Genomic DNA, 25,264 nt, shown 5'->3' on the forward strand with positions numbered 1-25,264 from the left:
CCGGCGCAGGACGCGGGCTGGCCAGCAGCCCGCGCCACCCTCAGAAGTGCACCTTGACCAGCAGGCTCATGGTGTTCTGGTCGGTGGTGAAGGCATCGCTGTCCTTGATGCCGTACTTGTTGCTCCAGTAGTCGTACTCGATGCCCACGTACAACTGTTTTTCACCCATGTGCAGCGCCTTGCCCAGGTCGTACTTCACCTGCGGGTTGAAGTGCAGGTTGGCGTGGTAGCTGCCGCGCCCATTGCGGTCGTTGTCCACCACCCAGTCCATGAAGCCGTCGATCAGCACGTCGGAGGCGCCCACCGGCAGGGTGTAGCCCCACACCGGGGTGATCTGCCAGACATGATCGCCCGGGCGGCTGCCGTCGGTGGTGCGGTGGTAGAAGTTGAGCTGGAAGTAGTCGAAGCCCGGCACGGCCAGGTCGAAGCCGGGGCCGATCAGGTACGACTCGGTATCGCCTTCGCCGAACTCGTAGGTCATGGCCAAGAGCACGTCGGTCACCGGGCCGAACGCCAGCTTCTGATCGAAGATCTTGCCGAACGACAGGCGCGGGGAGATCTCACCGTAGTAGGTGTTGGCGCCGTTGTTCCCGTCTTTCTTGCCCTGGTAGAAGATCTTGTCGACGAACAGGAAGTTGTCGCCGTACTTCCAGGAGTCGGCGTGCTCGAAGGTCAGGGTCTGCTGGGTTTCAGGGTTGACCTTGAAGTTCTTGCCCCACAGGTAGGTCAGGCTGTTGTTCTGCCAGTTCAGCAGGTCACCGGCGTGGCTGGTGGCGCAGGCCAGCAGGCCGCCGGCGAGGATCAGGCTGTTGAGAATCCGCATGGTTGAGGTCGCTCCCTTGAGTGGATGTGTGTCAGCGCTCGTGTCGGCGCTTTTTCTGTCTTTTTGGTCAGGTTTGAAGCGTGGGCCACAGCTCCCTGGCAAGTGCTGCGCCAACTTTTGCGGGTCGGTCGCAGCCATCCTGCTCGACGGCGTTCTGAACGGATGAAAAAGGGTGCTGCTGGCTGGCACGACATCGACCAACCGCCCGAATTCATTGACTGAGCGGTCAGTAAACGCGGGCAGGATCCGACCTGCCCTGAGCGAGGGGGCGCGCAGATTACTGGCTTGCGCGCCGGGCCTCAAGTGCTCCTTCCTGGAGCGTGCTGTCGCAAAACTGGGCGTTCGGTCAGGTTGTCAGGCGTGACGCGCCATCGCCTGTGCCGAGCGCCCCGGATCGACGGGGTCGGCGCTGCCTCAGTGCCGGTGACACACCCTGGTGTGGGCGGCCCGCTCGGCGCCGCCAAGAATGTTGAACAGCAGGTTCAACAGCAACGCGCTGAGGGTGGCCATGGCGATGCCACTGTGGGTGATCGGCTCCATCCAGGCCGGCATCTGCGCGAAGAATTCCGGACGCACCACCGGTATCAGGCCGAAGCCTATGCTCACCGCCACCAGCAGTTGATTGCGACGGTCGCTGATGTCCGCCTCCTGCAGAATCTTGATGCCCGTGGCGGTGACCATGCCGAACATGGCAATCGACGCACCGCCCAGTACCGCCGGTGGGATCGACGCAATCAGGAACGCCGCCTTGGGCAGCAAGCTGAGCAGCATCAGCAAGACACCGGCGACCGCCGTGACCGAGCGGCAGCGCACGCCGGTCATCTGCACCAGGCCGATGTTCTGGGCGAAGGAAGAATGGGTGAAGGTGTTGAAGAAACCGGCCACGAACGAAGCGCCGGCATCGCACAACAGGCCGCGCCGCAGCATGCCGGGCGTGACCGGCCGATCGGTGACCTTGCCCAGGGCCAGGAACATGCCGGTGGACTCGACGAAGATGATCACCACCACCAGGCACATTGACAGGATCGGTGCCAGGCTGAAGGTCGGCAGGCCGAAGTGCAGCGGCGTGACCACCTGCAACCATGGCGCCTGGGCCAGGCCCGACAGATCGACCATGCCGATGCAGCCGGCCAGCACGTAGCCCAGGCCCATGCCGAGCAGCACCGAGACGTTGACCCAGAAGCCGCGCATGAAGCGGTTGATCAGCAGGATCACCCCAAGCACCAGGCCGGCGACCATGAGGTAGATGGGCGCGCCGAAGCTGTCCGCCTGCTGACCACCACCGGCCCAGTTGACCGCCACCGGGAACAGCGACAGGCCAATGGCGGTGATCACCGTGCCGGTGACCAGCGGCGGGAAGAACCGCACCACCCTGGACATGAACGGCGCGATGAGCAGCCCGAACAGGCCGGCGGCGATGGTCGCGCCGAAGATACCCTGCAGGCCCACGCCGGGCATGCCGGCCATGGCCACCATGCTGCCGACGGCGGCGAAGCTGGCACCCATCATCACCGGCATGCGGATGCCGACCGGGCCGATGCCCAGCGACTGGATGACGGTCGCGACCCCGGCCACGAGCAGGTCGGCGTTGATCAGGAAGGCGATTTCCTCGCGTGACAGACCTGCGGCCTGGCCGATGATCAGCGGCACGGCGATGGCGCCGCCGTACATCAGCAGCACATGTTGCAGGGCCACCAGGATGAGCTGGGCCAGGGGCAGGGGTTGTCGTGGCGGCGCGACGGGAATGGACGCCTGCGGTGACGTGGACATGCAGCACCTCGAGTGTTGTTCTTATTCTCGGATCCAAGCGGGCGGCGCCCGGCGCCAGGCGCTTCGCATGAAGGCCTGGATGTGCCGGGGGAGCCGAACGCTCGATGCTTGCTTTTGTGTCTGTGGTGCAGCGCAGGCCGGTCGGCTATCGCGACGGGCCTGCGCCAGCCGCTAGTTGACCGGCGCACCCTTGGCGATCCAGTCGCCGACCAGCTTGCGCTCCTCCACGGTCATCTGGGTGATGTTGCCCAGCGGCATGATCTGGCTGGCCACGGCCTGTGCCTGGATGCGCGCGGCCTGGGTCTGGATCTGCTGTGGCGTGTCGAACATCACCCCGGCCGGAGCCGTGCTGAACAGCGGGCTGGTGGGTTTGGACGAATGGCACACGGTGCAGCGTTCCTGGATCACGTGATGGATCGTCTCGAAGTTGCCGGGCTCAGCCTGGGCAGTGGCCTGGGCCGGGGCGGCGGGGGCTTCGGCTGCCTTGGCTGCGGCCTCGGCGCGGTGCTCGGCGGCGGTCTTGCCGCCCACGGCACTGGCCGGCAGCGGCTGGTACTGGATCGGCGCGGCGGCCTGCTCGGGGCTGGCCGGCAGTGGCTTGGGCGCGGTCACGTAGGCCAGGCAGATCATCGCCAGGGCGCCGGCTGGCAGGGTCCAGGCGTACTGGTTGCTGGCATGGCGGGTGTTGAAGTAATGCCGTACCAGCACCGCTGCCACCGCGATCCCGGCCAGGATCAACCAGTTGTACTGGCTGCCGTAGGTGCTCGGAAAATGGTTGCTGATCATGATGAACAGCACCGGCAGGGTGAAGTAGTTGTTGTGCCGCGAACGCAGCAGGCCCTTGGCGGGCAGCAAGGGGTCAGGCGTCTGGTTGGCAGCGATCGCCGCGACCAACTGGCGCTGGGCCGGCATGATGATGCGGAACACGTTGCCGACCATGATGGTGCCGATGATCGCCCCGGTGTGCAGGTAGGCGCCGCGTCCGCTGAACACCAGGCTGAAGCCCCAGCAGGCGGCGATGATCAGCACGAACAGCACGCCGCCGAGCAGGGCAGGGCGCTTGCCCAAGGGCGAATCGCAGAGCAAGTCGTAGACGAACCAGCCCGCCACCAGCGAGCCGATGCCGATGGCCACGCCCTCGGCGCCGCTCAGGCTGCTGCCGGGGGCGAGCAGGTAGAGGGTCGGGTTCCAGTAGAACACCACGCAGAGCAAGGCGATGCCCGACATCCAGGTGAAATACGCCTCCCATTTGAACCAGTGCAGGTCATCGGGCATTTTCGGCGGTGCGAGCTTGTATTTCTCCAGGTGGTAGATGCCGCCGCCGTGGATGGCCCACAAGTCGCCCGACAGGCCGTCGCGCGGGTTGCTGCGGTTGAGATTGTTCTCCAGCCAGACGAAGTAGAACGATGCACCGATCCAGGCCACGCCGGTGATCATGTGAACCCAGCGAATGCTCAGGTTCAGCCATTCGTGAAGATGTGCTTCCACAGTATGTACCTCTGCCGGTCACCGGCAGGCCGCGGACCTGTGATGACCGACCTTCTCTTATTGGTGGGGATCGAGGATCAACATCTGCTCCTCGGGGAAGTAATGCTCGTCGCAGTTGTTGCCGGAACCACTGCGATCAACCACCAGGAAGTCATCCCGCTTTTCGATCGTCAGCACCGGGTGGTGCCAGACGCCGCGATGGTAATTGACGCCCTGCCTGCCGTTGCTACGGAAGGCGCGGACCAGACCTGATACAGGTGCATCGCCAAGTGGCGCGACCACGATCAGAAAGGGGTTGCCCAGCAGCGGCACGAAGGCCTGGCTGCCCAGCGGATGGCGCTCCAGCATGCGGATGGTCAATGGCATCTCCAGGGCATCGGCGCGGAAGATGCTGATGATCGCCCGGTCTTCCGGCTCGGCGGTTTGCACCGTGGCGAGCTTGTGGAAGCGCATGGTCGAGCCGTTGTTGATCATGAAGTGATCGCTGCCGTCGGTTTCGATCACGTCACCGAAGGGGGCGAAGGCTTCTTTGGTCAGCGGCTCGATCATCAGGGTACGCATGCGGTTTTCTCTTGTAGTCGTTATCGGTCAAGGGGCGAGGCCGGGTTCGGCCAGGCCTCACAATTGCTGCAGACGGAACAGGGCGATCTGGTTGATCTGCGCCAGCGCCTCGCGGAACTCGGCGTCGGCATCGTTATGGATGCGCTGCTCGAAGGCGGCGAGGATCTGGTGCCGGTCGCTGCCTTTGACCGCCATGATGAACGGAAACTGGAATTTTGCCTTGTAGGCGTGATTGAGCTCGGTGAAACGGGCGAATTCCTCGGCCGTGCACAGGTGAATGCCGGCGCCGGCCTGCTCGTGGGTGCTCGACTCGGTCAGCTCGCCACGCACCGCCGCTTTGCCGGCCAGGTCCGGGTGCGCATTGATCAGCGCCAGTTGCTCGGCGTGGCTGGCGGCCAGCAGCACCGCGCTCATGCGCTGGTGCAGGGCCTCGACCTGGTCCAACGCAGTGCGCTCGCCCTGGTCGAAGGCCCGCTCGGCCACCCACGGCGAGTGCTCGTAGATGTCGGCGAAGGCGGCGACGAACGCGTCGCGGCTCAGGGTCGAAGGGGTGACGGTGGTGAAGGCGCTCATCGGGCGTTCTCGGGCGTGTAGGGGTGGGTGGCGTGCCAGTGACGGGCGATGTCCACGCGCCGGGCGAACCAGACTTGCTCGTGGCTTTTCGCGTAGTCGACGAAGCGCTTGAGCGCGGCCAGGCGCGCCGGACGGCCGACCAGGCGGCAGTGCAGGCCGATGGAAAGCATCTTCGGCGCCTCGGCGCCCTCGGCGTAGAGCACGTCGAACGCGTCCTTGAGGTACTGGAAGAACTGCTCGCCGCAGTTGAAGCCCTGCACCTGGGTGAAGCGCATGTCGTTGGTGTCCAGGGTGTAGGGGATCACCAGGTGCGGCTTGTCGGTGGGGGTGTTCTTTTCCCAGTAGGGCAGGTCGTCGTCGTAGGTGTCGCTGTCGTAGAGGAAGCCGCCTTCCTCCATCACCAGGCGCCGGGTGTTGGGGCCGGTACGGCCGGTGTACCAGCCCAGCGGGCGTTCGCCGGTGATCTCGGTGAGGATGCGGATGGCTTCGAGCATGTGCTCGCGCTCCTGGGCCTCGTCCATGTACTGGTAGTCGATCCAGCGATAGCCGTGGCTGCAGATCTCGTGGCCGGCCTCGACCATGGCGCGAATCACGTCCGGGTGGCGCTGGGCGGCCATGGCCACGGCGAAGATGGTCAGCGGTACGCCGCTGTCCTTGAACAGCCGCAGCAGGCGCCAGACGCCGGCCCGGCTGCCGTATTCGTAGAGCGACTCCATGCTCTGGTTGCGCACGCCTTGCAGCGGTTGCGCCGCCACCATCTCGGAGAGGAAGGCTTCGGACTCCTTGTCGCCATGCAGGATGCAGCGCTCGCCACCTTCTTCGTAGTTGAGCACGAAGGACAAGGCGATGCGGGCGTTGCCCGGCCAGTGCGGGTGAGGAGGCGTGTTGCCGTAGCCGATCATGTCGCGAGGGTAGTCAGCGCTCATGCAGTCTTCCTTATGAACGTAGAGGCTAGGTGCTGACCGCGGCGGGTTGTCGCAGGCACCGGAGTGGGACGATTGTATACAACTTGTTCGGCCATTTGTAAGCCCGATTTGCCGCAATTCTTCGTTTTTGTCGTCCTTGGACATCTGCTCAGTCCCTTGCAAGAAACTTGCCTGAATGGTCAGGTAATACGACCGGCCTTGATGCGGCCTTGAGTTTTCCGTCTGACGTCGGGAGATCCCGATGCAGCGGTACAGACGGGAAAGTGGCTTACAAAATTGTGTACAATCTGCGATTCAAGTGTCTTAATTGGCCCCGTTCCGGCAAGCGCTTGCCCCGCGCAGGTGCATGCCGTCTATCTTTTGCCCAGGCCAATGACAAGAGGCGATACGCAGATGGGACGTTTGACTACACATGTGCTGGACGCCGCCCACGGCTGTCCGGGGAGCTCGATCCGGGTCGAGCTGTACCGCGTCGAAGGCCAGCAACTGACGCTGGTCAACAGCGCGCTGACCAACAGCGATGGTCGGGTCGATGCACCGTTGCTCGAAGGCGATGCGTACCGTACCGGCGTATATCAGTTGCAGTTCAGTGCCGGCGACTACTACCGGGCGCGTGGCGTGGCGTTGCCGGACACCGCGTTTCTCGATGTCGTGGTGCTGCGCTTCGGCATCGATCAGGGGCAAGCGCATTACCATGTGCCTTTGCTGATTTCGCCGTACAGCTACTCCACCTATCGCGGAAGTTAGGCGCGCCAAGAAAGCGGGCTGAGCGCGACTCGCCCGCTCCCACAAATGCGCCGGTGCGGGGTTTCACAGCCTGGGAAGGCATCGTGCGCTCAAGCCCAGGCGATCGACTGCCCTGCGCGATTTTCGAACCCTTGCACGTTTCAAGCGGCCTTGTATCGCGATCGGGCGCGCCGCGGCCGCAGCCCAGCACTGGAGATTGCCTCATACACCTCAGCGCCCGAGGTCGATCGCGACGCAAGGTCTCTCGACTTCCCTCGCTGGGCATCATTTATTTGACGCCACTATATTGCCACCTTATCATCCGCGCCGGTTATTGGCACAACGCCATACAAAAGGACCTAACCGATGTGGCGTTTGGAACGCCGGGCCGCGCATTCGATGCCGCCCACCTTCACTGACCCGGACACTGTCGTGTCGGCGCGCGTCGCCCTGATCGAGTCACGCACCGCCCACTACCCCCGTTTTCTGAAACCACCGGCCCCCGCCACCGATCGGGCAGCGCCGGTGCGTTTACGCATGGACTTCTTTCTCTAATTTTTTCACCGCCCTCGGGCATCGGGATTTCACATGGACGTTCGTCAGTTCGCCTTCCTCGTGCGTCAGCCTTCGGCTGCCCTCAAAAGCCGTTCCCACTTCCTGGGGATGCCCAAGCGGGGTCTGGCGTTCATCCTGGCCAACGCCATGTTCTGGCAGCCGCTGCTGGTCCAGGCCGAGGGCATCGCGGTCAGCGGGCAGGGCACCACGCTCGGGCAAGCGGGCAATGGCGTGCCGATCGTCAACATCGCCGCGCCCAACGGCAGCGGCCTTTCGCACAACCAGTTCCAGGACTACAACGTCGGCGCCAACGGGGTCATTCTCAACAACGCCACCGGCCGCACCCAGGACACCCAACTGGGCGGCATCATCGTCGGCAACCCCAACTTCCAGGGCACGGCCGCGCAGGTCATCCTCAACGAAGTCAATGGCGCCAACGCCAGCCAACTGCGCGGCTACACCGAAGTGGCCGGGCAGTCGGCCCATGTGATCGTCGCCAACCCGCACGGCATCACCTGCGACGGCTGCGGCTTCATCAACACGCCGCAGGCGACCTTGACCACCGGCAGGCCGGTGATCGAAAACGGCCAGCTCACCCGCTACCAGGTCGACCAGGGCAGCGTCGCCATCGAAGGCGCGGGCCTGAACGCCAGCAACGTCGACCGCTTCGAAATCATCACCCGCGCTGCCCGCCTCAATGCGCAGATCCAGGCGAACAAGCTGACCATCGTCGCCGGGCGCAACGATGTCGAGGCCGGCACCCTCAACGCCACCGCGCGCGCTGCCGACGGCAGCCAGGCGCCGGACCTGGCCATCGACTCCTCGGCGCTGGGCGGCATGTACGTGGGTGCGGTCAAGCTGGTCGGTACCGAGGCCGGGGTCGGTGTGCGCATGGCCGGCGACATGATGTCCGGTGGCGATATCCAGATCGATGCGGCAGGGCAACTGCTGATGGGCCAGACCTCGGCAGCCACCACGGTCAACGTCAAAGCCCAGAGCGTCGATGTCCAAGGCCCCGTATATGCCGGCAGCGACCTGGCGCTGACCACCCAGGGCGCATTGACCAACCAGGGCACCTTGGCAGCCAGGAACAGCGTCACCTTGGACGCCGGCGGCCGCCTGACCAACAGCGGCATCATCGAGGCCGGCGTCAACGCGGACAACAGTCGCAACAGCCAAGGCGATCTGCAGCTCAAGGCGCAGGCCTTCGATAACACGGGCAAAAGCGTCATCGCCAGTCGCGACCTGCGCGTGCAAACCGGTGAACTGATCAACCAGCGCGGCACCCTCAGCGCTGCGCGCAGTGCCCAACTGGCCGCGACCACCCTGGACAATCAGAACCAGGGCCGCGTGCTCAGCGCCGGCAATCTCGGCATCAGCGCCGACCAGTTGCTCAACAGCCAGGCTGGACTGGTCACCGCCTCCGGCCTGCTGACGGCGAACGTCGGCCAGTTGATCAACCGCCAGGGCGAACTGTCGAGCCTCGGCCAGGCCAGCCTGCACGTGGCGTCGCTGGATAACGTCGCCGGGCTGGTGTCGGCCGGACAAACCTTGAGCCTGAGTGCGCAAGGCGCCATCGACAACCAGGGCGGACGCATCGCCGCGCAGCAGGCCGTGCAGGTCAATGCCGCCTCGCTGAACAACAGCCAGCGCGGTGTGCTGACCAGCCAAGGCGCGCTCGGCGTCGAGGTGAGTGGCGCCCTGGCCAACCAACAGCAGGGGCGCATCGAGTCCACGGCGGGGGCGACGATCAAGGCCGCGGCGCTGGACAACCAGCAGGGCGGCAAGCTCAGCGGCCAGACGCTGAACCTCACGGCAGGCGCGGTGAACAACAGCGTCGGTGGCGAGATCGCCAGCGCACAAGGCACGAACGCCAACCTGGGCCGCCTCGATCAGCACGATGGCGGCCGCTTCTACAGCAACGGCGACCTGTACCTGAACCTCAACCAGGGCCAGCTGGATAACCGCAGTGCCCTGATCAATGCCGCCGGGCAGTTGACCTTCGACCACCTCGACAGCGTCGACAACCGCCAGGGCGAAATCTCCAGTGCTCGCGGCTATTCGATGACGGCGCGCACCCTCGACAACACGGCCGGCAAGCTGCTCAGCGACCAAGGCTTGATCCTCAGCATCGTCCAGACCTTGAACAACGGCGCCGGACTGATCGCCGCCAGCGGCCTGCAGATCGGTGCCGCCAGCCTGATCAATGACCAGCAGGGCACCGTGAACAGTCGCGCGGCGCTGGACGCGCGTGTCGCGGGACTGTTCGACAACCGCAGCGGCAGCCTGACCAGCGCCGCCGCCAGCCAGCTCAGCGTCGGCAGCTTGAACAACGCGGGCGGCCGGGTATCCAGCCAGTCCGGCTTGAGCCTGGACCTCAATCGCGGTCATCTGGACAACCAGTCCGGGCTGATCAGCGCGCCTGGCGCATTGCTGCTGAACAACCTGAACACGGTCGATAACCGTAACGGCGCCGTCTCCAGCAGCCGCGCATTCTCCTTGCTGGCCGATGCGCTGGATAACCGGGGTGGCACCGTGCAGAGCGACCAGTCGCTGACGGTGGCCGCTGCGCAGGTGTCGAACAGCGCGGCGGGTCGGCTATCGGGTGCGTCGCTACAACTGTACGCCGGCAACCTCGACAACAGCGGCGGTCACGCCTTGGCCAACGGCGGCCTGAGCCTGGATGTCGCCGGTGCACTGCTCAACCACAGCGGTGAGCTGCTGGCCCGTGACGTGCGGCTCACGACGGGCTCGCTGGATAACACCCAGGGCCAGGTGCAGGCCGACCAGTCGTTGACGATCGACAGCGGCGCCCTCGGCAATCGCGCCGGCACGCTCGCCAGCGGCCAGACCCTGGCGCTGACCGCCAGCGCCCTGGACAACACCTCCGGCAAGGTGACCAGTGCGGCGGCGCTGACCGCCGCCATCTCCGGCAACCTGCTTAACCAGAGCGGGCTGATCAGCGCAGGCGCAGACCTGCAACTGAGTAGCGCCGACCTGAACAACCAGGCCGGCCAGATCAGTGCCGCCCACGCCCTGCGCCTGCGTACCGCGCAGCTGGACAACAGCGCCGGTGGCCGTATCAGCGGCAACACCCTCAGCGCCCAGGTGACGGGCCTGGACCAGCGCGGCGATGGGCGTTTGTACAGCCAGGGCGACTTGAGCCTGGACCTCGCTCGCGGCTTGTTGAATAACCAGGGGGGTGTGATCAGCGCGCCGGGCGCGTTGCTGCTGACCCAACTGGCGACCGTCGATAACCAGGGCGGCGAGATCTCCAGCGCCCAAGGCTTCAGCCTGCAGGCGGACAGCCTGGACAACCGCGCGGGCAAGGTGGTGAGCGAGCAAGCGCTCACCCTGCGCATCGCCCGTGCGCTCGAAAACGCCAAAGGCCTGATTTCGGCCTCGAGCCTGGACGCGCGCAGCGCCAGCCTGGGCAACCAGAACGGCACCCTGAGTGCGCGTGACGGCGTGATCCTGAGCGTCGAGGGCCTGCTGGACAACCGCAGTGGCAAGCTCCTGGGCCGTGACCTGTCGCTGAACGCAGGTACGCTCGATAACAGCGACGGCCAAGCGCAAGGCGACACGCGCCTGACCGTCGCCAGCGGGGCGCTGATCAACCAGCGCGGCCGCCTGGTCTCGGCCAACACCGTCAGTCTCAGCGCTGCCAGCCTGGACAATACCGAGGGCACCCTCACCAGTGACGGCGCCCTGACCGCCATCATCGCTGGCGCCGTGCTCAACCAGGCCGGCCTGCTGGCGGCCACTGCCAACCTCGACCTGACCCTGGGCAGCCTCGACAACCAGCGCCAAGGGCGCGTCAGCAGCCAAGCCAACCTGACCCTGGCCGGCACCTCGCTCGACAACCGCAGCGGCAGCCTGGCGGCGGTCGGTGTGCTCAAGCTCGACGCGACGCGCCTGGATAACCGCCAGGGCAACGTCTACGCCCAGCAGCGTCTGGACCTGGCGTTGGGCGCAGAGCTGAACAACAGCCAGCACGGCACCCTGCGCGGTGACGCTCAGCTGAATCTGCGCGCCGGCCCGGTGGACAACAGCGAAGGCGGGCGCATCAGTGCTGGGCAGACGCTGATCGCCAGCGTGACCGGGCTGGACCAGCACAACGACGGTCGGCTGTCAGGCCAGGGCGACGTTAGCCTGGACCTCAATCGCGGCCACTTGAACAACCAGGGCGGCACCTTGACCGCGCCGGGTCAGTTGCTGTTGAGCCACCTCGCCAGCGTCGATAACCAGAGCGGGGAAATCTCCAGCAGCCAGGCCTTCACCCTGGCTGCCGACACCCTGGACAACCGTGGTGCCAAGGTGCTCAGTGAACAGGCCCTGATCCTGCGCATCGCCCGTGCACTGGACAACACCCAAGGCCTGATTTCAGCCAAGGCGTTGACCCTGCAGGCTGGCAGCCTGGACAACCAGAGCGGCCTGCTCAGCGCCAACCACGACCTGGCAGTGCAGGTCGGCGCGGCGCTGGACAACCGCAGCGGTCGGGTACTGGCCCGCAGCGCCTCGGTGAAGGTGGGCGCCCTGGACAATCGTTTGGGCCTGCTGCAGAGCGACAGCCTGCTCGACCTCACCAGCCTTGGCGCCGTGGATAACCGTCAGGGCACGCTGTTCGCCGCCCAGGCCTTCGACCTCGACGCCGGCAGCCTGGACAACAGCACCGGCAAGCTGACCAGCGATGGACGCTTGACCGCGACCCTCGCCGGTCAGTTGCTCAACCAGACCGGTCTGTTCAGCGCGGGCAGCGACCTGCACCTGATCGCCGCCAGCCTGGACAACAGCGCCGGCCAATTCGCCAGCGATGCGCGCTTGACCGCGACCCTCACCGGTCAGTTGCTCAACCAGACTGGCCTGTTCAGCGCGGGCAGCGACCTGCACCTGATCGCCGCCAGCCTCGACAACAGCGCCAAAGGCAGCCTGCACGCCAAGGGGCCGCTGGCGCTCACCGTGGGCGGCGCCTTGAACAACGCCCAAGGCGTGCTCGACAGCGACAGCACGCTGGTACTCACGGCGGGCCAAGTGGACAACAGCCGCGCAGGACGCATCAGCAGCCAGCAGCAACTCACGGCCTCCGTCACCGGCCTCGACCAGCACGATGGCGGTCGCCTGTATGGCCAGGCCGGTGTCAGCCTGGACCTGAATCACGGCCTGCTGAACAACCAGGGTGGCTTGATCCACGCGCCCGGCGCGCTGCTGCTGAGCCACCTGGCCGAGGTGGACAACCGCGCCGGGGAAATCTCCAGTGCCCAGGCGCTGAGCTTCGACGCCCAGAGCCTGGACAACCGCCGCGGCAAGCTGCTCAGCGAGCAGGGGCTGAGCGTGCGCATCGCCCAGGCGCTGGACAATGCCCAGGGTCTGGTGCGCGCCACTGCGCTGGATCTGCGGGCCAACACGCTGGTCAATACGGCCGGTACGCTGAGCGCCCGCGACGACCTGACCGCCCAGGTCGAGGCGACACTCGATAACGGCCAGGGCGAGATTCTCGGCGCCACGACCCGCCTCACCGGCACCACGCTGGACAACCGCTCCGGCCTGATCCAGGGCGACCAGCGGCTCACCCTCGCGGACTGGCAAGCGGTCGGCAACCGCAATGGCCGGCTCGTCACAGGCCAACGCTTCGACCTGAACGCCGCCCGCCTCGACAACACCCAAGGCACGCTCACCAGCGACGGAACGCTCGACGCCCTGATCAGCGGCCAGTTGCTCAACCAGGCCGGCCTGATCGGCGCCAGCGCGCAACTGCAACTGACCGCAGGCAGCTTCGACAACCAGGCCAAGGGCCGCCTGCTGGGCAAGCGCGACCTGAGCCTGACCGTCGGCCAATTCGACAACCGTGGCGGCAACGTCGCCGCGGTGAACCAGTTGCAGCTCAAGGGCACGTCGCTGGATAACCGCGACGGTGGCCTGTTCAATGCGGGCCAGGGCATGACCCTGGCCCTCGACAGCCTGGACAACCGTGCCGGTGAGGTCTCCAGCGTCGGTGGCCTGACCCTCGCGGCCCGCGAGCTCGACAACAGCGCCGGTGCGCGGCTGCTGGCCAATGACGCCCTGCAGGTGACCGTGCAGCGCCTGAACAACCAACTCAAGGGCATCATCTCCGGACAGCGCTCCGTCGAGCTGAACACGGCACTGCTGGACAACAGCGGCCAGGGCAGCGTGTATGCCAAGGGCAACCTGTCCCTGCTCGCCAGCGGCCAGGTGCTCAACCAGCAAGGCGCGCTGCGCAGCGATGCGGGCCTGAGCCTGCACGCCGACAGCCTCGACAACGGCAGCGGGCGCATCAGCAGCGCCGCACCGCTGGTCCTGGTCAGCACCGGCGCGCTGGGTAACCGCAACGGCGAGGTGCTCAGCGCCTCGACCCTGAGCCTGACCAGCGCCAGCCTCGACAACCAGAGCGGCACGCTCATCGGCGACGGGGCCGTGCAGGTCACCACCGGCGCCCTGAACAACCAGCAAGGTGGACGCCTCACCAGCGCCGACCGCCTCGACCTGGTGGCCGGGCAGGTGGACAACCGCGCCGCCGGTCGCATCGCCAGCGCCCACGCACTCACGGCCAGCCTCAGCGGTCTCGACCAGCGCGGCGGCGGCAAGCTGTACAGCACCCGCGCCCTGACCCTGGACCTGAACCAGGGCACGTTGAACAACGCCGGTGGCTTGATCAATGCGCCCGGCCCGCTGGTACTGCGCAACCTCGCGCAGGTCATCAACCAAGGCGGCGAAATCTCCAGCCAGCAAGCCTTCACCCTGGCGGCGCAGAGCCTGGACAACACCGACGGCAAACTGCTGAGCGACCACGGGCTGAGCCTGACGGTCGAGCGGGCGCTGCTCAACGTCAGGGGGCAGATCACGGCCGCCGGACTCAAGGCCCAGGCGGGCAGTCTGGACAACAGCGAAGGCGTGTTCAGCAGCGAAGAAGACCTGGCCCTGGCGGTCAGCGACGCCTTGCTCAACGTCGACGGCGAGCTGTCCAGCGCCGGCGCCAGCGTGGTCGATGCGCAGACCCTGAACAACCGCAACGGGCAGGTGATGGGCGACGTCAGCCTGGTGCTGACGACCCGAGGCGCGCTGCTCAACCAGGGCGGCACCCTGGGCGCCGCCGAGCGCTTGCAGGTGACGGCGGCGAGCCTGGACAACAGCCAGTCCGGCAGCCTGGTGAGTGACGGCAGCCTGACCGCCAAGGTCGATGGCCTGCTCGACAACCAGGACCAAGGCCGGGTCATGGCCAAGGGCGCCATGGCGGTGCAGTCCGGTGCGCTGGACAACCGGGGCGGGCGGGTGTCCGGGCAGGATCTGCTGACCCTGAGCGGTGATCGCCTGGACAACCGTGGCGGCGCGGTGCGCGCCAATCAGGCGCTCGACCTGGCCATCGGCGAGGTGGACAACCGCGCAGGCGTGCTCAACAGCAAGCAGGCCTTGGTGATCGCCAGCCAGACGCTGAGCAACCAGGCCGGGCTGATCAGCGCCGCAGGCCCGGTGCGCCTGACCGCGCAGCATGTGGAAAACGGCACCGGCCGTATCGCCAGCCAGCGCGACCTGGACGCCAGCGTTGGCGTGCTCAATCAACAGGGCGGCGAGCTGGTGGCCCAGGGAGAACTGACCCTCACCGGCAGCGTCCTGGATAACCGCAACGGCGGTCTGGTGGGCGCCACAAAAGCGCTGAAACTCAAAGTGGACGCGGTCGATAATCGCGCCGGAGAGCTGTCCAGCCAGGCCGCTGCCGAGTTCAGCGGCCAGCGCCTGGACAACAGTGGCGGCAAGCTGCTCGCCGCCACCGCGCTGCAACTGGCCGTGGCCCAGGTCATCAACCAGGCCAAGGGCCTGGTGTTCGCCCAGGACACGCGCTTGACCGGCGCGGGCCTGGACAACGCCCAAGGCACCTTCGCCGGCCAGCGTTCGCTGGCGCTGGAGCTGACCGCCGCGCTGGATAACACCCAAGGCACACTCAGCAGCGAAGGCACGCTGCAGCTTAGCGGCGAGCGGATCGACAACACCGCTGGCCGTATCACCAGTGCCGACACGCTGACCCTCGACAGCACCGCTGCGCTGATCAACCAGGGCGGGGTGGTGGAAACCGCGCAGGGCCTGACGCTCAACAGCGCCAGCCTGAACAACAGCCAGCAGGGTCTGCTCAAGAGCCAGGGCGCCGCGCGCCTGACCACCGGCCAGTTCGACAACACCCAAGGCGGACGCCTGATCGGTTCCGGGCCGCTCGATCTCACCGCGACGCAGCTCAGCAATGGCGGCCGTGTCGCCAGCGCCGGCACCCTCAACGCCAGCCTCACCGGCCTCACGCAACAAGGCGGCGAGCTGTTCAGCAACAGCCAACTGATCCTCGACCTGAACGGCGGTGACGCCACCAACAGCGGCTTGATCAACGCGCCGATCCTGGTCCTGAAAAACCTCGGCAACCTCGACAACCGCCATGGCGAGCTCTCCAGCCAGAACGCCATCACCCTGGCCGCCCGCAGCCTGGACAACAGCCAGGGCAAGCTGATCAGCAACCAGGCACTGGTGCTGCGCATCGAACAGGCCCTGGCCAACGCCAAGGGCCACATCAGCGCCGCACGCCTCGACACCCGCAGCGCACGCCTGGACAACAGTGACGGTCTGCTCAGCAGCCGCAGTGACCTGGACATCGTCGCCCGCGAAATGCTCGACAACCAGCGCGGCACCTTGATCGCCGACGGTCAATTGCTGCTCACCAGCGCCCAGCTGGACAACCGGGGCGGCGAGATCGCCGGCAAGGCCGACCTGAGCGTCAATGCCGCGCGCCTGGACAACCGCAGCGGCCAGTTGATCGGCACCCAGGCGGTGCAGGTCAGTGGCGCCAGCCTCGATAACCGGGGCGGTCTGGTCGGCGCCACAAAAGCGCTGACACTCGACGTCGGTGCCGTGGATAATCGGGCCGGCGAGCTGACCAGCAATGCCGGCGTGAGCATCACCGGCCAGCACCTGGACAACAGCGACGCGGGCCAGGTGTTCGCCGTCGAGGGCCTGACGCTGAACGTCGAGCAGGTGCTCAACCGCCAGGGCGGTTCGCTCAGCGCCCAGCGCTTGGCGCTGACCGGCAGCCGCCTGGACAACACCGGCGGCACGCTGCTCAGCCAGCAGCCGTTGCGCCTGCAGGTGAGCGGCGAGCTGGACAACAGCTGGGGCCTGCTGAGCAGTGAAGACACCCTCGACATCGAGGCCGGCAGCCTGAACAACAGCTACGGCAGCCTGTCCAGCGCGCACGCCTTGAACGTGGCGCTCAATGGCCAGTTGAACAACCAGAGCGGCCAGTTGGTCACCGACGGCGCCCTGGTGCTGAGCAGCACCGCGCTGGCCAACCAGCACGGCAGCATCAGCGCCAAAGGCGCGCTGACGGTGAGCGCCGGTACGCTGGACAACCAGGGCGGTCGCCTCAACAGCGGCGAGACCTTGCAGTTGACCAGCGGCCAGTTGAACAACGGCGGCAGCATCGGCAGCGCCAAGGCCCTGACCGCGAGTGTCAGCGGGTTCGACCAGCAGGGCGGTACGCTCTTCAGCCACGGCGGCCTGAGCCTGGACCTGAACAACGGCGCGTTGAGCAACCAGAACGGTTTGATCAACGCCACAGGCCCACTGCTGTTGAGCAACCTCGCGGCGGTCAATAACCAGAACGGTGAAATCTCCAGTGCCCAAGCCTTCACCCTGGCCGCGCAGAGCCTGGACAACGGCAACGGCAAACTGCTCAGCAACCAGGCCCTGGTCGTGCGCGTCGGCCAAGTGCTGGCCAACGTCAAAGGCCTGATCGGCGCCGCCCGCCTGGACGCGCACGCCGGCGCCGTGGACAACCGCGGCGGCACCCTGAGCAGTCGCAGCGACCTGCAACTGACCAGCGATGGCCTGCTCGACAACCAGGAGCAGGGCCTGATCAGCGCCAGCCAGACGCTGACCCTGAATACCGGCAACCTCAACAACCTCACCGGCAGCCTGCTCGGCGCGGCGGGCGTGACGCTCACCGCCATGGCCCTGGACAACAGCGGCGGTGGCCTGATCAACAGCCAGGGCACCCTCGACCTCAATGCCGCCAGCTTGAACACCGGCAGCGGCGGTGAAGTGTCCGCCCGGGGCGCGATGGGCCTGAAGCTGAGCGCCCTGGCGCTGGCGGGCGGTCGGGTAATGGGCGAGCAGGGCGTGACCCTCGACCTCAACGACAGCGACCTGGACAACCGCAATGGCCAGATCCTGGCCAAGGGGCCGCTGACCCTCAAGCGCCTGCGCAGCTTCAACAACCAGAACGGCGAACTGTCCAGCCAACGCAGCCTGACCCTGAGCACCGGCACCCTGGACAACAGCGGCGGCAAGCTGATCAGCAGCGAGGTGCTGACGGTCCAGGCCGCCAGGCTGATCAACCAGAACGGCCTGGTGTCCGGCTGGCAAGGGCTGAGCGTCGGCGGCGGCAGCCTCGACAACCGCAACAACGGCACCCTGTCCAGCCGCAGCGGCGCGGTCGATGTGCGGCTCTCCGGCGAATTGCTCAATGCCGGGGCCGGCGCCCTGGTCAGCCAGGGTGCGCTGACCGTCAGCGCTGCCAGCCTGGACAACACCGGCGGCATCCTCTCCAGTGGCGCAGGGCAAACCCTGGTGGTCGGCGGCACGCTCGACAACGCCAGCGGCGGCCTGATCGACAGCGGCGCCGAGCTCGATGTACAGGCGGCCAGCCTGAACAACACCGCCGGCACCGTCACCGCCCAGCAGGCGCTGGCCGTCACCGCCACCGACCTGGGCAACCAGAGCGGTACCCTGGTCAGCAATGGCCGCCTGACCCTCGACCTGCTGGGTCGCCTGGTCAACAACCAGGGCAAGCTCGCCAGCGCCGGAACGTTGCTCTTGCAGCGCGCCACGCAGGTGGACAACCAGGGCGGCCAGATCGCCAGCCAGGGCGTGCTGACGCTGCTGGCCGGCGGCATCGACAACCGCCAGCGCGGCACCCTCGCCGGCAAGGAGCGGGTGGCGATCACCAGCACCGGCGTGCTGCAGAACGATGCCGACGGCTTGATCTACAGCCAGGGCGCGGACGTGCACGTCAGCGCGGCCAGCCTCAGCAACCGCGCAGGCGTGGTACAGGGCCAGCAGGGCCTGGGCCTGAGCCTCACGGGCGAGCTGGACAACGAAGGCGGTACGCTGCTGGCCCAGAGCGGCGACCTGAGCGCCGCCGCCAGCACCCTGAACAACCAGGGCGGCACGCTGGCCAGCGTGGCCGGGTCGCTCGATGCCCGCGTTGGCGGGCAACTGCTCAACGGCGTCAATGCCGCCAACAAGGCGGGCGTGATCCAGGGGCAGCGCTTGAACCTGATCGCCGCCAGCGTCGACAACCAGCGCGGCCGCATCGCCGCGCAAAACGGCGACGCGCTGATCAATGCCCGTTCCTTCGCCAACGCCTATGGCGGCCTGTATGCCAAGCACCTGCTCCAGGTGGTGGGCGCCGCGCTGGACAACAGTGCCGGTCAAATGGCAGCCAATCGCGTGGACCTGGGGCTCGACGGCCAGTTGGGCAACCGTGGCGGGATCATCGAAAGCGACAGCGTGCTCAACGTGCGCGCCAGCGCCGTCGATAACCAAGGCGGACAGTTGCGTGCCTTGGGCAGCACCGGCAAGACCGACTTCCAATTGCTCGGCGGATTCGACAACCGCAATGGCCGCCTCGAGACCCGTAACAGCGACCTGACCCTCAACGCCACTGGCTTGCAGAACCAGGGCGGTAGCCTGCTGCACAGCGGCAGCGGCACTTTCGAGATCGCTACTGCCTCGCTGTTGGCGGCGGGCGGTGACGTGGTCACCCGAGGTGGTTTGACTCTTACGGCCGATAGTTGGACCAACAGCACTGTGATTCAGGCTGGGCGGTTGACGGTGAATGTCGGCGAGCTGAGCCAGACGGCGACTGGTCAGTTGCTGGCAGCGGAGCGTTTTTCCGGCAGCGGCAACAACTGGAGCGCGGCTGGGGTGATCGCCAGTGACGGAGGGCTTGACCTGAACCTGTCGGGCAGCCTGAGCGCCAGCGGACGCGTCAGCAACCTAGGAGCTATGGACCTCAAGCTTGGTCAACTGGTACTGGGCGGCGGCGGTAGCGTCGCTTCAGGCGGCAATGCAGCAATCACTGTCGGCGGCAAGTTGAGCAACGCCGGGCGACTGACCTCAAGCTCCAACCTGAGCGTTAACGCCGCTGGCATCGAGAATGTGGGCTCGCTTGGCAGTGGGCAAGACCTGACCTTGACCACTGGCGATCTCTCCAACCAAGGCGGATTTATCTACAGCGGTGGCAACATGGCCTTGTATGGCCAGCGGGTGACCAACCGCCAAGGCGATATCTACAGCTTGGGCGACATACGTGTTGCACAAGATATGCAGGGCACGCGCTCCGCGCTACTTGAAAACTTGTCTGGCACATTCGAGAGTGTTGGCGATTTCAACATTGCTGCCAGCAGCGTTCGCAACGAGCGCGTGGACTTCACGCTCAACTCGACGCTGCAATCCGCTTACATTGGGGTGCGTTGCTACAGTTGCTCCAGCTATATGGATGGCAACAGGCAAGTCACCTCGAAATCGCATCTGGTGTGGGGCAAAACCTACACCTTCGAAGCGGTTGGGCAAGTAGAAAAAGAGTCCAATCTGGCGGCTGGGCGCAACTTGAGTGTGGTAAGCGAGACGTTCGCCAATACCAACTCGACGATTTCCGCGGTTGGCGATATCACAATCAATACTGGGTCATTCAGCAATACCGGGACCTCGTTAGGCGGCTATTCAGAACTCGCATACATCGATGTCGGCTCTGTGAATTCGACACTGTGGTTCGATATCACACGCTACAACGCAGACAATGATGCGGGTTACACCGGCGGCGTCCGTTTTTGGAATGCTGCGGATGAGCAGTCGATGGGCACAATCACTGGTGGTAGTCGATCCGTTGGGAACGGTAACACCGCCGCGTGGTTGAATTTTGCAAGTATGTATCTGCAGCTCCCCGAGGGGACGAACGTCCGGGGCACTGCTAGTGCCTATAGCCCCGCCGCCAATTATGGCAATGGCCAGCCGCGTACTGCTCCGGCAGTCATTCAGAGCGCCACACCTTTCCGCCTCGAACGTGTGGAAAATTCCGGCTCTAGCTATTTGCCCTCAGTTGTACAGGCGGGCGGCAAAATCGCGATCACGGCGGCTAGCAATCTTTCCAACGGCGTGGAGCGTGCACACAGCCCAGGCGCTTCGACATCTGAGAGAGGTCTAAACACGGGCGCCGTGGGGGCCGGTGCGGCACCCATCATCGTTGTGAACCGGCAACTGCCGCCCGATCTCGCTCAACAGCAGGTCAACCCACTCGCGCTGCCCGGCTTCAGCCTCCCCACCGGCCAGAACGGCCTGTTCCGTCTGAGCGGGCAGGGCGGCAGCAGCGGGCAAGTGGCTCAAGGTTCAGCCGGGCCTGCTAGTTGGACCCTGGGCGCTGCCAGCGTCGGCCTGGAGCAACGCCAGCAACGCCTGCCCGAAACCCAAGGCCGGACGATTCAACTCGACGACGTCGCCCAGGTGTCTGCCAGCAGCCGCCAGGTGTCGGTCACGGCCCGTGAGGCCAGCGGCATCCAGGCCAGCGTCAGCGCGATCAATGTGGGCGGTGTGAGCGATGCCGACGTCGGCACGCTGCAACCTGGCCGCAGCGGCGGCGGCACCATCACCGCAGTGGATGGCATCACCGCGCAGAACCCGGTCGATGGCTCGCGCCCGGCCGTGGACCTGTCACGCCCGAACATCGACCTGTCCGGCCTGACCCCCGCCGAGCGCGACGCCCGCATCGTGCTGACCACGCCCGACCAACCGGTTTCCGACAGCAGCCGTCCGACCTTGAACGTCCCCGGCCTGTCCACCGCCGAGCGCGACACCCGCGTGGTCACCGTCGCACCGGACAGCGCCCGCCCAGACCTCAGCGTGCCCGGCGTCACGCCGCTGGCCCCTGCGACCCAGGTGTCCGTGGAGCGCCAGCAGCCGTCGACCGTGGCGACAGTGGTGCCGACCTCCCGCGAGTTCCTGCCCGCCGTCAGCCCCGTCGAGCAGCCTGTCGTGGACAGCACCGCCACCCGCCCGGCCGCCGTCACGGTCGAGCAGGTCGCCGCGAACCCGACGCCGGTCGCCAGCCAAACCATTGAGCGAGTCCAGGGCCTTCCCGAAAAGCGCCCGGCCTCCCAGCCGCACAAGTACCTGATCGAAACCAACCCCGTGCTCACCGACATGAAGCAATTCATGAGCTCGGACTACCTGCTCTCGGGCCTGGGCTACAACCCGGACGAAAGCGCCAAGCGCCTGGGCGACGGCCTCTACGAACAGCGCCTGATCCAGCAAGCCGTGGTGGCCCGCACCGGCCAACGCTTCATCGACGGCCAAACCACCGACGAAAAGCTGTTCCGCCACCTGATGGACAACGCCATCGCCAGCCGTCAAACGCTGAACCTCGCGGTGGGCGTAACCCTCACCTCCGAGCAGGTCGCGGCGCTGACCCACGACATCGTCTGGCTGGAAACCCATGTGGTGAACGGCGAGGAAGTGTTGGTGCCGGTGCTTTACCTGGCCAACGCCAACAATCGCCTGGCTCCGAACGGCGCGCTGATAGTAGGCAGCGACGTCACCCTCATCGCCGGACAGGACCTCACTAACGTTGGCACCTTGCGCGCCAGCAATAACCTGTCCGTCCAGGCCGGCAACGACATCATCAACGGCGGCCTGATCGAGGCAGGCAATCGCCTGGACCTGCTGGCCGGCAACAACATCGTCAACAAAGCCGGCGGCATCATCGCCGGCCGCGACGTGACCCTCACGGCCCTCAAGGGCGATGTGATCAACGAGCGCAGCGTCACCCGAGTCGACAGCAGCGACGGACGAGTTACTGAACACCGAGACTTCGTTGACAGCGCCGCACGGATTGAGGCCGCCAACGACCTGAGCATCGGTGCCGGCCGGGACGTCGCCAACCAAGGCAGCGTGCTCCAGAGCGGCCGCGACCTCTCCATACAGGCAGGTCGAGACCTCAGTATTGGTGCGGTGGAACAGACCGCCAGCAACGTGAACAGTCGCGTACGCCAAACCAGTAGCTCAGTTACCCAGCACGGTTCCTCGGTGACCGCAGGCCGCGACCTGACCGCCATCGCCGGACGCGACCTGACCGCCATCGCCAGCCAGATCGACGCCAAGCGCGATGTGGCCATGGCGGCGACTGAAGACCTCAGCCTGAGCTCGGCGGCGGATGAACAGCATTCGGCGTTCAAGACGAAGAAGGCCAAGGGGCAGGAAGACCATGTGAGCCAGGTCGGCACGGCGGTGACGGCGGGCGGCGACGTGAGCCTGCGCGCCGGACAAGACCTGGCGATGACGGCCAGCCGAGTGTCGGCGGGGGACGAAGCGTATCTGGTGGCCGGTGGTCGGTTGGAACTGCTGGCTGAGGCTGACAGTGATTACTCGTTGTATGACAAGAAGAGCAAAGGGAGTTTTGGCAGCAAGAAGACCCAGCGCGATGAAGTGACCGATGTGAAGTATGTCGGCAGTGCGGTGTCGGCTGGGGGCGATGTGACTCTCGCGAGCGGCGGAGATCAGCGGTATCAGGCGGCCACGCTTGAGAGTGGGAAGGATCTGACGCTGGAGAGTGGCGGAGGGATCGCGTTTGAAGGCGTGAAGGATCTGCATCAGGAGAGTCACGAGAAGAGCAAGGGTGATCTGGCGTGGAACAGTTCCAAGGGCAGAGGCAACACGGACGAAACCTTGCGCCAGAGTCAGTTGGTTGCACAGGGCGAACTGGCGATCAAAGCCGTGGATGGGCTGAAGATCGATGTGCGGCAGATCGATCAGCACACGGTAAGCCAGGCAATTGACTCCATGGTGGCGGCCGATCCCCAGCTTGCTTGGTTGAAAGAGGCTGAGGCGCGCGGGGATGTGGATTGGCGCCAAGTCCAGGAACTTCACGACTCGTTCAAGTACAGCCATTCAGGCTTGGGTGCCGCGCCGTCTCTGATCATCGCTATCGTAGCGGCAGCTTACCTGGGACCGCTTGCAGGAGCACTGACCAGTAATTTTGCAGTTGGCACCATAAACAACGGCGGCGATATAGGTCGAGGCGTTAAATTCGCGCTTAACAAAGACAATCTAAAAAGCTATGCAATCGCTGCTGCCTCCGCCTATTTGATTACACCGCAGCTCGACAAGGCTTTTGGAGTCTCCACTGACAACGTCAACAAAATCACCAAAGGATTCGATTTAGGAAGCCTTTCAGATGTTGCACGCTATGGGCTGTATTCCGCCACACAGGGCGTGTTGCAGGCGGGGATGGAGACAGCGATCAAGGGTGGAAGCTTTGGAGACAATCTGAAAGGCAACCTTGTCGCACAGGCTGGCAATGTGGGTATGGCCATCGGTTTCAACATGATCGGTGACTGGTCGCTGGGTAAGTACGCTGACGGTAGTCCGCAGAAAGTCATGGCGCATGCCCTTTTAGGTGGTTTGATAGCGAAAGCAACTGGAAGTGACTTTGCCAGTGGGGCTGTAGCAGCGGGTGCAAACGAGGCATTGAGCAACGCGCTATCGAACATGGTCGGTGGAGATGAAAATCTCGAGCTGATGGCGTCACAGATCACAGGTGTGCTGGCAGTAGCAGCGATCAACGGTGATCTTGCTGAAGGTGCTGAAATCGCGAAGTATGCTACGGCCTACAACCAACAGGTTCACCGCCAAGCGAAAGAGCGATTGGAACGTGGCTTGAAGGAGCTCCGTGGGCAAGGTAAGTATCTTGATCTGGATGTTGAGGTCGTGCTTGGCGATTTGCGCAAAATTGCCGATGGTGACGCGACAAAGATTGCTGATCTTGATCCCAAAGTCGCGGAATTCCTCGGTGCCGAGTTTTCACCTGCTAGTATGAGGGAAACGCTGTTCGAACCGGAGGGCTGGGAGCGCTACGTAGGTTTTGCCATTGATCTACTGTTCCCTTCTCCGTCAGGTAAGGCCGCGGCGGTTCAGCGGGTAGCTCCGAAGATCTCCAAGGAAGCGCTGGCTGCGCTTGAGGCGAAATTTGGGCCGACTGCTATTGGAAGTGGTGCAAAAGGAATACAAGCCACAGAGGCTGTTTTGCAAGTACCTGGGAGAGTGCAAAGCCGGGTGAACTTGCGAAATGGAAGCCAGGCAGAAGGGGCAGGCTGGAATCATTTGAAAAATGAGCACTACTCCGCAGTGAAAAATAAGAGTCAGTTTACTATTCCGCAAGATGAGTTACGTCAAATTTTGCAAAGCAAAGAGGTTGTAAGCACACCAGTGACCAAAGTTCTGTCTAGCGCAGATGGCCCAAGGTTTGTACGGGAGGTTGACGTAGGGAAAAATATTGGGACGGATAAATTTAATAATTTTTCCCCAACGACGAAAATGACCGTACTGACAGATGAGGCTGGAAATTTAGTGTCCGCATTTCCTGGAGTACTCAAATGAAACTTATAGGCAGTGTGACTGAGGCTAAAATTAGAGAGGCGCTAATTTATTCAGCATGCTACATACTTAATAATGTAGGCGTTTTGACCTTTCTTGAGGGGGTGTTCGGTCTGATTTCGTCTTCCTATGTGCTTAGCCACACACCCGAGCAAGGGGAAGACTTTTATGTGGTTTTGGTAAATGGCTCTGTTGTAGTCAATTTTGAGTTGTCTCGAAGTTGTGAAGGTGCGAAGCCTGAAAATTTCGTCACTATGGAAGTTGAACAGTATCGTAAAACCCTACGAGGTCGTAATTCTCTGTTGAAGCTAGCCATTGCGATGGAATTAGCGGCGGAGAATATGCAGAAGGATTAGCCGTTTCC

10 protein-coding genes are annotated in these 25,264 nt (G+C 64.7%); 4 read left to right on the forward strand and 6 right to left on the reverse strand.

Annotated elements, in window-relative coordinates:
* Positions 1 to 40: 40 nt before the first annotated feature.
* From Q6A47_RS13450 to puuE, 6 genes are all read right to left on the reverse strand, one after another.
* Positions 41 to 823, reverse strand: coding sequence for an outer membrane protein OmpK (locus Q6A47_RS13450; RefSeq protein ID WP_039576476.1), 783 nt, complete (start codon positions 821 to 823; stop codon positions 41 to 43).
* 414 nt (positions 824 to 1,237) lie between these two features.
* The gene (locus Q6A47_RS13455) at positions 1,238 to 2,593 is read right to left on the reverse strand and encodes a nucleobase:cation symporter-2 family protein (protein WP_304484532.1); all 1,356 of its coding nucleotides are present in this window, start codon (positions 2,591 to 2,593) and stop codon (positions 1,238 to 1,240) included.
* A gap of 171 nt (positions 2,594 to 2,764) precedes the next feature.
* Positions 2,765 to 4,081, reverse strand: coding sequence for a urate hydroxylase PuuD (locus Q6A47_RS13460; protein ID WP_304484533.1), 1,317 nt, complete (start codon positions 4,079 to 4,081; stop codon positions 2,765 to 2,767).
* A gap of 57 nt (positions 4,082 to 4,138) precedes the next feature.
* On the reverse strand, positions 4,139 to 4,642 hold the full coding sequence (locus Q6A47_RS13465; RefSeq protein WP_029613865.1) for an ureidoglycolate lyase: 504 nt from the start codon (positions 4,640 to 4,642) through the stop codon (positions 4,139 to 4,141).
* Positions 4,643 to 4,699: 57 nt separating this feature from the next.
* The gene (gene uraD / locus Q6A47_RS13470) at positions 4,700 to 5,215 is read right to left on the reverse strand and encodes a 2-oxo-4-hydroxy-4-carboxy-5-ureidoimidazoline decarboxylase (protein WP_304484534.1); all 516 of its coding nucleotides are present in this window, start codon (positions 5,213 to 5,215) and stop codon (positions 4,700 to 4,702) included.
* On the reverse strand, positions 5,212 to 6,141 hold the full coding sequence (puuE, locus tag Q6A47_RS13475; protein WP_039576487.1) for an allantoinase PuuE: 930 nt from the start codon (positions 6,139 to 6,141) through the stop codon (positions 5,212 to 5,214). Before puuE ends, uraD begins: the two co-directional genes overlap by 4 nt.
* A 393-nt stretch (positions 6,142 to 6,534) precedes the next feature.
* Between puuE and uraH the strand changes: the two genes are divergently transcribed.
* The 4 genes from uraH (at position 6,535) to Q6A47_RS13495 (ending at position 25,256) form a co-directional block, all read left to right on the forward strand.
* The gene (gene uraH, locus Q6A47_RS13480; RefSeq protein WP_029613862.1) at positions 6,535 to 6,888 is read left to right on the forward strand and encodes a hydroxyisourate hydrolase; all 354 of its coding nucleotides are present in this window, start codon (positions 6,535 to 6,537) and stop codon (positions 6,886 to 6,888) included.
* A gap of 345 nt (positions 6,889 to 7,233) precedes the next feature.
* Positions 7,234 to 7,422: a hypothetical protein gene (locus Q6A47_RS13485; protein ID WP_304484535.1), complete on the forward strand. Its 189-nt coding sequence runs from the start codon at positions 7,234 to 7,236 to the stop codon at positions 7,420 to 7,422.
* A 33-nt stretch (positions 7,423 to 7,455) separates the two neighbouring features.
* Complete coding sequence (locus tag Q6A47_RS13490) at positions 7,456 to 24,903, forward strand: two-partner secretion domain-containing protein (RefSeq protein WP_304484536.1); 17,448 nt, start codon at positions 7,456 to 7,458, stop codon at positions 24,901 to 24,903.
* Entirely contained in the window at positions 24,900 to 25,256 is a 357-nt protein-coding gene (locus Q6A47_RS13495) for a hypothetical protein (protein WP_304484537.1), read from the forward strand. Before Q6A47_RS13490 ends, Q6A47_RS13495 begins: the two co-directional genes overlap by 4 nt.
* Positions 25,257 to 25,264 lie beyond the last annotated feature (8 nt).

This window comes from Pseudomonas boreofloridensis, assembly GCF_030580795.1.
Lineage (GTDB): Bacteria > Pseudomonadota > Gammaproteobacteria > Pseudomonadales > Pseudomonadaceae > Aquipseudomonas > Aquipseudomonas boreofloridensis.